We start from the raw sequence: 15,175 nt of genomic DNA, 5'->3' as shown, positions 1-15,175 counted from the left end.
TAGGCTTTTGAGACAACATAGACCGTTGAAAAATATAAAAAATGTTTAAATTAGACCGCCTTTAAAACTTCTTATTTTCAGTGTGTTTGAGTAAGAAATAATGGTGTTTACAATATAAAAATAATGCTTACATTTGTAGCCTATTTCGTACGTTATGAAGATTTTTATTAAATTTGATTTTACCCGTATCTGTACCAAAGTCATTGATGAAAAGTTGATGGAGCTTGGTATCAAATATCGGATGTTGAATTTTGGTGAAATTGAGTTTTTGGAAGAAGTCCCAGCTGATAAATTGGAAGCTTTTGACGCTATCCTCAAGGAATATGGGGTAGAAAAAATAGAAAATCAAAAAGTGATTTTGGTACAAAAAATAAAAGATACCATCATTGATATGGTATTGAATGCCAATGATAACATCAACGTAAAAAGCTCAGTATATCTGTCAGAAAAACTGGGTCATAGTTATGGGTATCTTTCCAATGTTTTCTCGGAAGTCACCTACACATCCGTTGAGAATTTTATCATCCTGCAACGTATTGAACATGCGAAATCACTGATGATCAATACCGACTTATCCTTAACGGAAATTGCTTACAGATTACAATATTCGAGTGTTGCACATTTAAGCACTCAGTTTAAGAACACCACAGGCATTACGCCTACCACATTTCAAAGAATTATTACCAAAAGAAGAGAACTTAACACCAACAAAACCTAATAAGTAAAAAGATGCGAGAAGATTACACCTATGTTGTATTAGCAGACGATGATGAAGATGATCGCTTGTTTTTTACAGAGGCCTTCGAAGAATTGAAGATGAAGACTAAAGTGGATATTTATAAAGATGGTGTGGATCTTATGAACGCCTTAAACCAATCTGATTCAGTGCTGCCAAATATTCTTTTTTTAGATTTGAACATGCCCATGAAATCAGGCTTGGAATGTTTGAAAGAAATTAAGGACAATCAGAGGTTTAAAGATATCGCCATCGCCATATACTCTACTTCTGCTTCAGAAGAAGATATAGAAGATACTTTTGTGAATGGTGCCAATATCTATATCAAGAAACCAAATAATTTTAATAATCTCAAAAAAATCCTTTCAGATGTGGTCACCATGAATTGGCAATATCATACTAGCGGGTTGAACAAAGACAATTTTTTATTACGTTTATAACACCAATTAAACATTCAAATGTCGCATAAATATGCTTCTCAAATCTCTTTATAGTTCTGAACGCTTCTTAAAAATCATTTTCGGTTTGAGCTTGTTCATTGTTTTGGTCATGGGCGGCATGTCTTATCAACTCATAAGGAAACTTTCTAAATCTTTTGAAGATGTTCAACATACTTACCAGGTTCATATTGAATTAGAAAAGTTGCTTTCCGCTCTCAAAGATGCCGAGAGTGGTAAAAGAGCTTTTATCATTTCAAATGACTCAACGTTTTTGGAGCCATTATTAAACAGCGAATCTGAATTGGAAGGCAGCTTGGAGCGGCTCAAGTTTTTAACAAAAAACAATCCCGAGCAACAAAAGAACATCGCAGAATTAAAAATTAAGATTGACAAGAATTTAGAGATTTTCGAAAAAACGCTAGATCTTGCCCAATCCAATAAAATAGATTCTCCAGAGTTTATTTCAAGTTTCAAGGAAGGACGGCAGACCATGAACAGTGTCCGATTCAAGATCATGGATATGACTACTCATGAAAATCAAGAACTCGGGCTCAGAAAAGAAAAAAGTTCAAAAACGCTTTCCAATGCACCCATGTTCCTTTATTATGTTCTTATTATTTCACTCCTTATCCTTTTATTAACCTATTTACAAATCAGTAAGAATTTAAAAATTCTAAAAGAAAAAAATGAACTTCTAGAAACTTTTAAGGAATCGACTACGCAATCAGAAATTATAAGTAAACATGGCAATTGGATCTGGCACGTAGAGGACAACACCTTTGAGTTCTCAGACAACCTTTATCGATTATTGGGCGAAGAACCTCAATCTTTTGAACCTACTCTTGAAAATTTCATTGCCTTTGCCCATCCTGATGATTTGGACAAGCTCACGGAGCAAGTCAACAAAATGATGGAAAACGAAGATTTACCTTTCATCCATTATAGAATCGTTCAAAAAAACGGCACAATAAAACACTTCAAGGCCTATGGCAAAGTTTTGATCGACTCTGATGGCCATAGAAAGTTATTGGGAACTACTGCCGACATTACAGACGAAATTGAAAATTACCGTTTGATTGAAGAAAGAAACCTGGAATTGGAACGAAACAATAAAGAATTGGCGTCATTTAATTATGTTGCCAGCCACGACTTGCAAGAACCACTCCGAAAGATCCAAACCTTTATTTCAAGGTTGGAAGATAAAGAACAAGCCAACCTATCTGATAATGGAAAAGTGTATATAGGGCGCATTAAATCATCTTCGGCAAGAATGCGATCTTTAATAGACGACTTACTTCAATTTTCTAGAACGAACAAATCGGAAGAAGCTTTCGAAGATTCCAACATCAACATTTTATTGGAAACCGCCAAACATGATTTGGCGGAAATCATATCGGACAAAAGAGCGCGAATTTCATCGGATTCCATTCCTTCAATGAAAGTCATCCCATTTCAGATCAAACAACTGTTCTTAAATCTGATCAGCAATTCATTAAAATACAGTCGTGAAAACGTTGCACCAGTCATCACTATTAGTTATTCTCAAACTCATATTGATGATCTGCCAAAAGTCAAATATTCCAAACACAATCGCTACCATACGATTAGCGTAAAGGATAATGGTATTGGATTTGAACAAGAGTACGCCGAGCAAATTTTCACATTGTTTAGTCGATTGCACAACAAAAATGAATATTCAGGCACCGGTATTGGACTTTCTATATGCAAGAAAATAGTTGATAACCATCACGGTTATATCACTGCCGAAAGTAAGCCCAATCAAGGCTCTACATTTACGGTTTATCTTCCAATCACAAACTAATCAACTTCTTAACATCCTCAATTTTACACCCTATAGTCCACATATAGGCTGATTTTTCATGCTTTTATGGGAATTCTATAACCAATTCTGAAAATGCTGTAACAGAAAAAGTGGTGTGTTGTGCCATCTTTGTAAAGAATATGAGATGCGTATAAAAAATGAATGATGAATTTACTATGAAGACGATCTTTTACACAGTATCTATTCTCATGGTAGTAACCTGGGCAGTAAGTTACTTTGTGTATGCTTTAAAAACTCCTATTCATTTTTTATTATTAACCGCTGTTCTATTAGGAGTAGCAGGATTTTTGGAAAAAAAGTAAAATAACCATATAAGAACACCAAAATAAAAATCAACCAAAACCAAAGACCTATGAAAACCATTCCAGCACAACAAGAAAGACAATATGCCAAAGTAGCAAGGGTTTTTCCTAAAAATATAATCTCTTCTGCTAATGCTCGAATTAGGGTATTAAGCACAGATAAGAGTAAAAAGTAAACATTAACCAGTTTAATTAATTAACCTTAAAAATAACACGCCATGATAACAATTGCATCCAAAGTAAACGATTTATATTCTTTTTTCGACACACTTCAAAGTGAAATTGGTGGTACGTTAGCAAAAAGTACGACAGAATGTAAACTTGAAATTAAAAATGAATTGGCAAGCGGTAGTATCCGTTCAATTCTATTGGAAGATGGTATTTCTGTTCTTGAATTCGATATTCTTGCCAGTGAGACTATTAAAATTTCCATCGATGCGCTTCTCGCAACCCATGTCAACTTTATGTATTGCTCAAAAGGGAAACTATCCCATGCTTTCCATAAAGATACTGAAAAGGACAGCAATCCTGATCAAATCATTAATAATATTGATGCCTTTCAGACCAGTATCGTCGCCAATATCATATCTGGTCAGAACATCATTTTTATTGAAAAAGATGTTCAAACCGTGGCTACAATGATTTCCGTGAACACCGAGGGAAGTAAAAACTCTCAATGGAGCAACAGCTTAAAAGACGCTTTTATTTCAGAGAAAACGGACGACTATTTATACATTGGTTCTTACAACCTTAAAATAGCAGAAAGTATCAAGCAATTACAAAGCATTCAACAGGAAGGCTTGGTAAGGGAGTTATTGACCAAAGGCATTGTGAACGTTATCTTGGCTCTTGAAATCGAACATCACAATAAGGATATCAAAAACTTGGATATGGAGCCGACATCCTTAACTAAAATGGAGATAAATTCAATTGCAACTTTAACCGAGTACATCAATGAGTATCCAGATTTGGACCATAAGGTGGAAAACTTAAGTGACAGAATCGGTTTGTCTGCCGCCAAGTTGCAGGAAGGCTTTAAGTTTCAACACGGATTGACGGTTTGTGAATACATCCGCTCGGTTCGATTGACCAAGTCAGAAGATCTGATCATCAATACCGACTTGAACATATCAGAAATTGTGTACACCGTTGGATTCACCAGCCGAAGCTATTTCTCAAAAATATTTAAGGAACGTTTTGACTGTACACCAAGTGATTACAAAAAAAATAAGTTAGCTGTATCAGCATAATATATATTTATTTCGTACTTCAAGGGATTTTAGTACTTAATTCAAGAGAGCTCTAATGAAAATTAGGGCTCTTTTATTTTTATTGAGTTTTCTGCCGAAAGGATGATTGTTCTGAGACAGAGCAAGGCCACTCCAAAACTATTAGTCATACTTCTATAGGAACAAGCTCCATCAATTAATTTGACAATCTAAAACCAACTAAATTACACTTTCAATTTCTTAAATTGCCAATGTCCTGACTCCCTGATTAATTCTACTTAGACATCGAGACAATCGCTAAAACTCACCATTTAATTATACGAAAATTTACTCTTTCTTATAATATTATCCAAAATCAAGATAATTATTATACATTTAGACAGTGAGTGTTTATCCCTGTGCCAATATCTATATATTTTGAAGGGTGCTATCTGAACCTAAATGAAATCAAAAATCCATTAAGACATTATTTTTAGGATTTCAAGCCGAAGAAAGTCAAATGGAATTATAGTTTTGAAAGTAAGTATAAATTACAATTTATTTATTTTTCTCATTCAAATTAAATCGAATTAAGTAATCTAAATGGATAACAATAGTGAAAAAACACTTATCGAAGGCTTAAGAAAAGGCGATGAAGCTTCATACAAACATCTCTACACTCTTTACTACTCCGAGTTGAGGGCTTATCTCAGCACCATTTCTGGCAGTGTAGAAGTTTCAAAAGAATTATCACAACAGGTCTTCATCAAAATTTGGAAAAAAAGGGAATCGTTATCTATTAATTCTTCCTTAAAAAAATATATCTTTAAAATTGGCTATAACCTCTTCATAGATCTACAAAGAAAAAACAAAAAAGACCATCAACTTTTAGATCAATTAAAACATGATGCCGTTCATGAAATAGTAGATTTCACCAATGACGAATTAGATATAAAAATCAATTTAGTGCTTTCTGAAGTAAACAAATTACCTGAAAAGTGCAAGAACGTGTTTTTACTCGCAAAAAAAGACGGTCTTAAATATTCGGAAATTGCTGAAGAGCTGAATATCTCCATTAAAACCGTAGAAAGACATATGACTAAGGCACTACGGAGACTTAGAAAAGGTCTCAAAATAATCATACTTCTTTTTCACTTATTCCATAACCTTCACATACCTTTTTAACAAAAAACTTAAAGATTTATTAAAACTCTACAGACCAGAGTGGGGGTTTATTAAAACTCTTCCGTCTTATTGGTAAGTTTAATAATTGTTTAAGTTTAGTATGAAGGAATTTAATGCCAAAAAAATTATTGTCAAGTATTTGGCAAATGAAGCGACAACTCTAGAGACAGAGCAACTTCTCCGATGGGTAGGTTCAAAGAAAAATGAAAAGATTTTTAAAGAATTCGTTAAGGCACATCAACTCTCTAATATTACCTATAACAGTAGTGAAGCCCAAACTGCCTTTGATGATTTTTTAAGGCAAATACGCACTTCCAAATCCAAATCAAATTTCAGAATTAAGAAGTTTGTCCCTTACTTTAAATATGCAGCTGTACTTGTAGGTGTTTTATTATCAACATTGTATTTATTAAAGAAAGAAAACCACGTCAGTTCGTTTGTGGAAATGAAAGATCAGGTCACATTACAACTTATTAACGGTGACAATCAATATTTTAATATTGATACAGACAAAACAATTAAGACTAAATCCGGTCACGAAGTTGCCATTGTGGAGAATGGCGTTTTAACGTACGTAGCACAGCCTACCAACAGAAAAAACGAACCACTTCAAAACATCCTTAAAGTTCCCTATGGAAAAACATTTAATGTGGTGTTGTCAGATGGGTCATCTATACTATTAAATTCTGGCAGTCTTTTTAAGTATCCAAATGTATTTATTAAAGATGAACCAAGAGAAGTTTTTTTAGAAGGTGAAGCGTTCTTTCAAGTCACAAAAGCTCCAAATTCCTCTTTTATTGTGAATTCAAAAAATAGTATTACAAAGGTTTACGGTACGGAATTCAATGTGTCCTGCTATTCAGAAAATGATAAGACAGAAATAGTTTTAGTTGAAGGTTCTGTAGGTGTAAAAGCGAATTCCGCTATAAAGGACCAAGAGAACTATCAGATCATGATTCCATCACAAAAGGCCTCACTCTCTAATAATTCGGAAAATGTAGAGATTACCACTGTAAATATTCAAAAATATATTTCGTGGAAAGAAGGCATATTGACTTTCGAAAATGACAAGTTTGAGACGATCCGAAAAACTCTCGAACGCCATTATAATGTTAAGATCATAAATAACTTTCCTGACATTAATAGTTTCAGATATAATGGAACTTTTAAAAATGATAGTATTGAAAAAATCCTTAATACTATAAAGACCCATACTAACTTTTCCTTCCAAAGAAAAGGCGAGACAATTACTATAAATAACCCTAAAAACCCTCAATGATTATGAAGTAAATGAATTATCACTAGTACGCTAATCAATAACTAAACTCAAAATTTATAAAAAGTATGATGCAAATAATTACAACACCAAGAGTAAAAAACTTGACGAGAGCCTCTCTATTCTTGTCACTGCTTTTTTGCATAAATGTAAATGCAAACATTTTATGCGAACAGAATGAGATTGTGTCTGTTAACATCAAAAACGAACCTTTAAAAAAGGTCTTTAAGACTATTACAGATTCTGTAGGATATATGTTTTTTTATGAAACATCAGATATTGAGACCCAGAAGAAAGTAAATCTCGTATCTAATGAAGTTCATTTATCAGAGTTGCTAAAAGAACTTTCTAAAAACTCAAATTTAAATTATGAAATCACTTCTAATCAAATTGTAGTTACAAAAAAGACTGAAAATACAATTGTTCCTGAAATTATAAAAGAGAAAACTAATCTTAAAATTCAGAACAAGCTTAAAGGAACTATTCTGGATGAATCGGGCATGCCATTGATTGGAGCAACTGTTCAAGTAAAAGGCACCAGCGTAGGAGTCGTTTCCGATTTTGATGGTAATTTTGAAGTGGATATAGCGAATAGTACAGAAGTCATAATATCCTACGTGGGTTATAAAACTCAGAATATTAATGTTGAAGGAAAATCGAACATCACCATAACCATGATTCCAGATGCAGCGGCATTAGATGAAATTGTTGTTGTTGGATATGGAACTTTATCAAAGAAAAGAGTAACAGGTGCAGTTTCATCAATATCGCCACAAAGCATTGTTAACATTCCTGTCATAAGTGCAGAGAATGCAATAATTGGTCAGGTAGCAGGTGTACAGGTTCAAGAGACATCGGGTGAGCCAGGTTCAAGTCCAAACATACGGATACGTGGTTCTGGTTCCATATCAGCTGGTAACGATCCATTATTTGTAGTAGATGGTATTCCTATTTCAAAAAACTTAACAACGATAGGAATTCAAGGAGATTTAGCCAAAAGAGGCGGCAATTTTCAAGCACCTCCAGTAAACCCATTGGCAACTATTAACCCTAACGACATTGCATCAATAGAGATCTTAAAAGATGCTTCTGCAGCAGCAATTTATGGCTCCAGAGGTGGTAATGGTGTAGTTTTAATTACAACTAAAAGCGGAACATCTTCTGATGAAGGCGTTTTTTCCTTTGATTCTTTCTATAGCACTCAAAGTGTCGCTAACAAAGTTGATGTAATGAACTCACAACAGCTAATAGACTTTACAAGAGATGCAAGAAATAACGCCTATTTGCAAGATAACCCAGGTGCATCAGCAAGCGATCCAATTGGTCCAGGAGATAGAGGAAACGCTAATTATGAAATGCCAATTTCTTTTATTAATTGGGATGGCACAGATACAGATTGGCAAGATTTAATTTTTAAGACTGGAAATTCACAGAGTTATAATTTTTCTTATGCTTCTCCTTTGAAGAATAAAACAAGCTACCATGCTTCTGCAGGCTATTTTAAACAAGATGGTATTATTCCAGAATCTAATTTCGAAAGATATAACTTGATGCTTAATTTAAATTCTCAAGTGAGCGAAAAACTTAATTTAGATTTAAGAATTGCACCAACAATTACAGAAAACAAAAGACAACCAGGGTCTGCTCCATATTTTGCAACGCCTCCGGGAATAGTTTACTCAGCTTTGGTTCATTCTCCAACAGTTAAACCTTATAATGCCGATGGATCGTATAATCAAACAGACAATCAATCTCATTTAGGGGGTGGTACTACGTCTGCAAGTAATCCATTAGCGATTATTGATGCTATTGACGATAAATTATTTCAATTTCAAACAAGGGCATCTTTAGGCTTGTCTTATAAAATTCTACCAGAATTAACATTCAAGACTTTTGGAGGCACTTACGTTAATGTTTATAACAGGGATTTTTATAGAGCCAACACCCTTCTTTTTAGAGAAGCAACAGAAGGCGTCTCATATGCCCAAGCCTCATCTTCAACAGAAGTTAATTGGCTTTGGGAAAACACCCTAAATTGGGAAAAAGAAATTGACGTACACTATTTTAATGCTATTGCAGGATATACAGCTCAAAAAGATAATATTGGTATAAAGCAAGTGATGGCAGACAATTTTCCAGATGATTTAGTGCATACTATCAGTGGTGGGCAAGTCTATGCCGGTAATTCAATTAAAGAGCAATGGTCTTTAGTTTCCGCATTGTTTAGATTGAATTATAGTTATGATGACAAATACTTATTTACAGGTACATTTCGATCTGATAAATCCTCGCGATTTGGAAAGGACAATCAAACCGGATATTTTCCTTCATTTTCTGTGGGATGGAGAGTCACTCAAGAGGACTTTATGCAATCTATAGAATCAATTTCAGAGTTAAAGTTTAGATTCAGTTGGGGAGAAACAGGGAATTTTGAAATCCCAAACTATGGTGCTATTGGCCTACTCTCACCAAACAACTATAACATTAGCGGTAATGAAATCAACGGTTTAATACAATCAACGATTCCTAATCCAAATTTAACATGGGAAAAATCTCAACAAACAAACGTCGGATTAGAATTAGGCTTAATTAATAACAGAATATTCTTATTGGCAGATTATTACAGAACCATCACTTCAGATTTACTTTTAAATGTTGGTATTTCGGGCGTTTCAGGCTTTCAAACTACCTTACAGAATATTGGCGAGGTCAAGAATGAGGGATTTGAAATTGCTTTAAAAAGTAGAAATTTTGTTGGAGAGTTTACATGGGAAACGGATCTTAATTTTTCCACAAACAAAAACGAAGTATTGTCTCTTAACTCCAAAGGTGAACCTATTTTCTCATCAGGTCAGGCAGGAATCAGACATATTACTCGTGTTGGCGATCCAATAGGAAGTTATTATGGATACGTTGTTGATGGGATCTATCAAAACGCCCAAGATATCGCAAACTCTCCTGTAGATACTCAAGCACCAAATCCTGCTCCAGGAGATTTGAAGTTTAGAGATGTAAATGGTGACGGAAAAATTACACCAGCAGATAGAACTGTAACAGGGAGTTATTTTCCGGATTATACTTGGGGGATGACAAACAGATTTGGTTACAAAGGATTCGATTTCAGCTTCCTAATTCAAGGAGTTCAAGGAAATGAAATTTTAAACTTAACTAGCAGACACTTGAAAAATGGTGAGGCAAACTTCAATTCGTACGCAGTTTTCAATGACAGATGGAAATCAGAAGCCGAACCAGGAAACGGCAAAATTCATAGAGCTGATAGACTATCAGGAAATCATGGAAACAATGCAAGACCTTCATCTTTTCAAGTTGAAGATGGTTCTTTTGTACGACTAAGAAACATGACCCTTGGTTATACATTACCAGCTAAAGATCTTTTTGGAGCTAAAATTACCAAGCTTCGAATTTATATGACCGGAACAAACCTGTTCACTGAAACTGACTATTTAGGATACAATCCAGAAGTAAGTGCAAGTCCAAATAGTAGTTTAACTCCTGGTGAAGACTATGGAGCTTACCCATTGACAAAGTCATTTACTGTGGGATTGAATCTTAATTTCTAACTTAAAAACGAATCAAAATGAAAAATATAATTATAGTATTTCTATCAATGGTAGTCTTAAGTTCTTGCAGTAGTGATTTTACTGACTTAGCTCCTATTTCTAACCGGAATGAAGCAGACTTTTATAACACCGAAAACGACTTCGTTTCCGCTATTAACTCCAGTTATGCTGGTTTACAAGACAACGGCGTATATGGACGAGGCTATTGGACCATGTTTGAAATGAGAAGTGACAACACCGATCAAGGTCCAGATGCTACTGGTTTAGCAAGGGTATATGCTGAAATAAACGCATTCACTGAAGACCCTTTGAATGAGCAGATTACTGCCGTATGGACAGATTCTTACTCTGTTATTGCAAATTGTAACGTCATCCTAGATCGAATAGATGGCATACAAATGAATGCTGATGTTAAAAATAGAATTATTGGCGAAGCCTTATTTTTAAGATCTCTTATGTACTATCACTTAGCCATCGCTTATGGAAATATCCCATTACAATTAACTCCATTTTCTGTTGGAGATGAATTGACTCAAGTAGATGCGACTACAGTTTTAACACAGTTAAGCACTGATTTAGTCTTAGCTGAAAACAATCTAGGAGTTTCTTATTCTGTTGGAGATAAAGGAAGAGCTACCAAAGGTGCAGCGGCAACTTTATTGGCAAAGGTGTTATTAACACTCAACAAAAAATCCGAAGCTGAAGTAGTTTTAAGACGGATTAAAACTTCCTATGGCTATGAATTAGTGAGCGATTATGCTAATCTATGGGGACAGGCTAACGAAAATAACAAGGAGTCAATTTTTGAAGTGGAATTTATGAGTGGCGGTATAGGTCAAGGTAGTTCATTTACCAATGATTTTTCTCCAAGCGCATTTTTGCAGACAGGTCAAGGTTTTGGTAGAAACAGACCAACAGATGCTTTAGTAGCCGCTTATGCTCCTGGTGATTTGAGATTGGACCCTTCGCTGGGAACCTCTTATGTCAATGCTTCAGGTGCCACAGTAGTAGCTAAGTATATTAAAAAATATTGGAGTGATCCACCAACTGAAAATGATGCAGACAATAACTTTGTTGTATTCAGATATGCAGATGTCCTTTTAATGCTTGCTGAGGCTATTGGCGAATCTACTGAGGCTTACGATTTAATTAATGAAGTAAGAACAAGAGCAGGTTTGGCCGATATTGATGCATCATCTCCTGGTACTTTCACAGAAAAATTACTACATGAAAGACAAGTGGAATTAGCTTTTGAGAATCATAGATGGCCAGATTTAAAAAGATTTGGTGTGGCTGCTCAAAAAGTTCACGAAGCTGAACCGTTCATTGCACAAGCTGCTGTTAGAAATTTATTCTACATCCCACAAAGAGAAATGGACATCAACACCGGTTTTGTTCAAAACACAAACTAACATTACTTTCAATTGGTCACACATGAATAGTGTGTGACCAATTTCTATGAAATCATATTTTAACCTCTAAATTTTCAATTTTGAAAAATAAAATTATTCAATTGATGGTTACGTCGTGCTTTATATTTAGCCTTACGACTGTCAACGCACAAGAGAAAGTGAAGGAGCCACTAAATATTATTGTATTTGGTGCCCATCCTGATGATTGTGATAATAAAATGGGTGGTACGGCAGCATTATTTGCCGAAATGGGTCACCGGGTCAAATTCGTGTCAGTTACAAATGGAGATGCAGGCCATTATGAAAAAGGCGGTGGTCATCTTGCAAAAATCAGACGCGCTGAAGCAGAAGAAGCTGGCAAAAGATTGGGTATAGAATACACCGTACTTGACAATCATGATGGTGAACTGTTTCCAACTATTGAAGTAAGGCACCAAGTTATCAGAGAAATAAGGAAATGGAATGCTGATGTCGTACTTACGCATAGACCTGTAGATTACCACCCAGACCACAGATATACCGGTGTTCTGGTACAAGATGCAGCCTATTTGGTTATCGTTCCTAACGTCACACCAGATACACCGCCATTAAAAAAGAATCCTGTTTTTCTTTACCTACAGGATCATTTTCAAAAACCAACTCCATTTAAAGCAGATATCACTGTTGATATTACCAGTGTTTTTGATAAGAAGATGGATGCTTTGGATGCACACACTTCCCAGTTTTATGAATGGTTGCCTTGGACTGCAGGAATGCTTTCAAAAGTTCCTAAAAACGAAAAGGATAAGAGAACCTTTCTTATCAATGCCTGGAGTAGACCTGTTTCTGATAATGCACGAGCATCTTTAACAAAATGGTACGGATCAGAAAAAGCAAAAAAAGCCAAACATGTGGAATCTTTTGAGGTGTGTGAATACGGGAAACAACCTACTGATGAAGACATAAGACGACTTTTTCCAATGTTAAATAACTAAAATAAAAAACGATGAAAAAAATAGGATTTTTATTATTCACCTTTCTTATAAGCCTCCACACCTTTGCTCAAGAGAAAACAAATGCTCCGTTAAGGATCATTGCCATTGGTGCCCACCCTGACGATTGTGATTTTGGTGTTGGTGGAACTGCTGCATTATATGCTAAACTAGGCCACAAGGTCAAATTTCTTGCCCTCACTAACGGTGATGCAGGCCATCAAGATATGGGCGGTGGCGTACTAGGTAAAAGAAGGCGTGCAGAAGCTCAAAAAGCTGGTGAAATATTAGGCATTGAATATGAAGTTTTAGATAATCATGACGCCGAATTATTTCCAACCTTAGCGGTCAGACATCAAGTCATTAGGGCCATTAGAGATTGGGATGCAGATATTGTTCTTGGATTACGACCTAATGATTATCATCCAGATCATAGAAATGCCGGGATTGCAGTTCAAGATGCTGCCTACTTAGTTATTGTTCCAAATGTCGCACCAGACACACCGCCATTACAAAAGAATCCAATCTTTCTATATATGCAAGATAACTTTCAAAAACCCTATCCTTTTTCTAAAGACATCGCTGTGGTTATTGATGATGTTATGGAACAAAAGCAAAGAGCTTTTGCAGCTCATGAATCGCAAGTATTTGAATGGATGCCATGGGTCATGGGAATGAATATGGACGAGATTCCTAAAGGAGAAAACGAACGTTTTGAATGGATGAAGAATGTATTTCTTAAAGGAAGACCATTAGATAAGACAGGCTTAGAGGCTTTAAATAAATGGTATCCAAATGCAGATGTGTCAAAAGTAAAAAACGTAGAATTTTTTGAAATCTGTGAGTATGGCAAACAGCCTACTGATGAAGAAATTAAACACTTCTTTCCTATGCTAAAGCAATAGAAGCACTACATAAACACCTAACTATCCAACTAATTTAATAACTGAATATGACTAACCAAGATAAAGCAACAAAGAGATTCTACCATATCATATTATTGGTAATGCTAGTTTTCTTTGTGATCTCTTTTATAACTAACATTCTTAACTCTATAATTGTAGACGTTAAGCAGAGTTTTGATTTAAGCCTAACTCTCACAGGCTTATTGCCATTTTCGTTTTTTATTGCTTATGGCGTAATGTCCATTCCTGCAGGATTTTTATCAGAAAAATATGGCAACAAAACCTTATTGGTAGCATCATTTTTTGTGATGACCCTCGCTTCGTTTTTGTTTGCGATCAACCCGAGCTATATCACATTTACCATCACTTTATTTAGTTTGGGATGTTGTATGGCGGTCCTTCAAGTGGTTATTAACCCAATGCTCAGAGTTGCGGGAGGTGAAGAACATTTTGCATTCAATTCTGTATTAGCACAACTTGTATTTGGCTTGGCGTCTTTTGCTAGTCCTTATTTATATAAGTATTTAGTAAGTGATGTCAGCTTAAATTCACAATCCGTTGCTAGCTTGTTGAGAGACTTTGTTCCTTCAGACTTGCCTTGGGTGTCCTTATATTTTGTCTTTTCATTTATCGCATTGATCATGTTGATCGTGGTTCTTTTTATTAAGTATCCACAAGTTGAAAAGAATGAAGATGAAAGAGCTGGAGATAAAAGTTCTTATATGAATCTTTTGAAAAACAAGTGGACCATACTTTATTTTTTAGGAATCTTCTGTTACGTAGGGACCGAACAAGGGATAGGGAGCTGGATCTCTCAATTTTTATTGGAGTATCACAATGTTGACGCACAAACCGTTGGTGCAGATACAGTCTCATATTTCTGGGCAATGCTCACAATAGGATGTCTTCTGGGGCTCTTACTTTTAAAAATTATGGATAGTAGAAAACTCCTTATTCTGGCCACCGCAACGACCATCGTTACAGTTGTAGTAGCTATTACTGGCTCTCTAAATGTGGCGTTGATAGCTTTTCCACTTATAGGTTTTTTCATATCAGTCATGTGGTCCATTATTTTCTCATTGGCACTTAACTCGGTTACAAGTCACCACGGTTCTCTCTCAGGAATTTTATGTACTGGGATAGCGGGCGGTGCTATTGTCCCTTTTATCGTTGGCTGGTTGGGTGAACTTATTAGCTTAAGAGCAGCATTGTTTTTCCTCATCATTCCTTTACTGTTCATTCTATCTATTGGATTTTGGGCCAAGCCCTTAGTAAACAACAAAACCATAAGCCTTAAAAAAAGCAATTAAAATTGG

12 protein-coding genes are annotated in these 15,175 nt (G+C 35.3%); all 12 read left to right on the top strand.

The genetic code is table 11. The features are described 5' to 3' along the window. Positions 1-154 precede the first annotated feature (154 nt). Positions 155-718: a helix-turn-helix domain-containing protein gene (locus tag J4051_RS15565; protein ID WP_208234805.1), complete on the top strand. Its 564-nt coding sequence runs from the start codon at positions 155-157 to the stop codon at positions 716-718. 11 nt (positions 719-729) lie between these two features. After that, positions 730-1,176 (top strand): response regulator, encoded by a 447-nt coding sequence (locus tag J4051_RS15560; protein ID WP_208234804.1) that lies wholly within the window; start codon positions 730-732, stop codon positions 1,174-1,176. Between the two features lie 31 nt (positions 1,177-1,207). After that, positions 1,208-2,998 (top strand): CHASE3 domain-containing protein, encoded by a 1,791-nt coding sequence (locus J4051_RS15555; RefSeq protein ID WP_208234803.1) that lies wholly within the window; start codon positions 1,208-1,210, stop codon positions 2,996-2,998. Between the two features lie 373 nt (positions 2,999-3,371). Next, entirely contained in the window at positions 3,372-3,497 is a 126-nt protein-coding gene (locus tag J4051_RS19165) for a hypothetical protein (RefSeq protein ID WP_262897805.1), read from the top strand. A 42-nt stretch (positions 3,498-3,539) separates the two neighbouring features. Beyond that, positions 3,540-4,571, top strand: a complete 1,032-nt coding sequence (locus J4051_RS15550) for a helix-turn-helix transcriptional regulator (protein WP_208234802.1) — start codon at positions 3,540-3,542, stop codon at positions 4,569-4,571. A 561-nt stretch (positions 4,572-5,132) separates the two neighbouring features. After that, entirely contained in the window at positions 5,133-5,714 is a 582-nt protein-coding gene (locus tag J4051_RS15545) for an RNA polymerase sigma factor (RefSeq protein ID WP_208234801.1), read from the top strand. A gap of 100 nt (positions 5,715-5,814) precedes the next feature. Beyond that, positions 5,815-6,993 (top strand): FecR family protein, encoded by a 1,179-nt coding sequence (locus J4051_RS15540; protein ID WP_208234800.1) that lies wholly within the window; start codon positions 5,815-5,817, stop codon positions 6,991-6,993. Positions 6,994-7,175: 182 nt separating this feature from the next. Beyond that, on the top strand, positions 7,176-10,571 hold the full coding sequence (locus J4051_RS15535) for a TonB-dependent receptor (RefSeq protein ID WP_317192729.1): 3,396 nt from the start codon (positions 7,176-7,178) through the stop codon (positions 10,569-10,571). 17 nt (positions 10,572-10,588) lie between these two features. Beyond that, positions 10,589-11,983, top strand: a complete 1,395-nt coding sequence (locus J4051_RS15530; RefSeq protein ID WP_208234798.1) for a RagB/SusD family nutrient uptake outer membrane protein — start codon at positions 10,589-10,591, stop codon at positions 11,981-11,983. 80 nt (positions 11,984-12,063) lie between these two features. Then, on the top strand, positions 12,064-12,957 hold the full coding sequence (locus tag J4051_RS15525) for a PIG-L deacetylase family protein (protein WP_236027534.1): 894 nt from the start codon (positions 12,064-12,066) through the stop codon (positions 12,955-12,957). A gap of 11 nt (positions 12,958-12,968) precedes the next feature. Further along, the gene (locus tag J4051_RS15520) at positions 12,969-13,859 is read left to right on the top strand and encodes a PIG-L deacetylase family protein (RefSeq protein WP_208234797.1); all 891 of its coding nucleotides are present in this window, start codon (positions 12,969-12,971) and stop codon (positions 13,857-13,859) included. Between the two features lie 47 nt (positions 13,860-13,906). Next, positions 13,907-15,169, top strand: a complete 1,263-nt coding sequence (locus J4051_RS15515) for an MFS transporter (protein ID WP_208234796.1) — start codon at positions 13,907-13,909, stop codon at positions 15,167-15,169. Positions 15,170-15,175 lie beyond the last annotated feature (6 nt).

Origin of the sequence: Gelidibacter pelagius, from assembly GCF_017581925.1 — a bacterium.
Taxonomy (GTDB): Bacteria; Bacteroidota; Bacteroidia; order Flavobacteriales; family Flavobacteriaceae; genus Gelidibacter; species Gelidibacter pelagius.
This window is presented reverse-complemented; position numbering and strand designations above follow the sequence as displayed.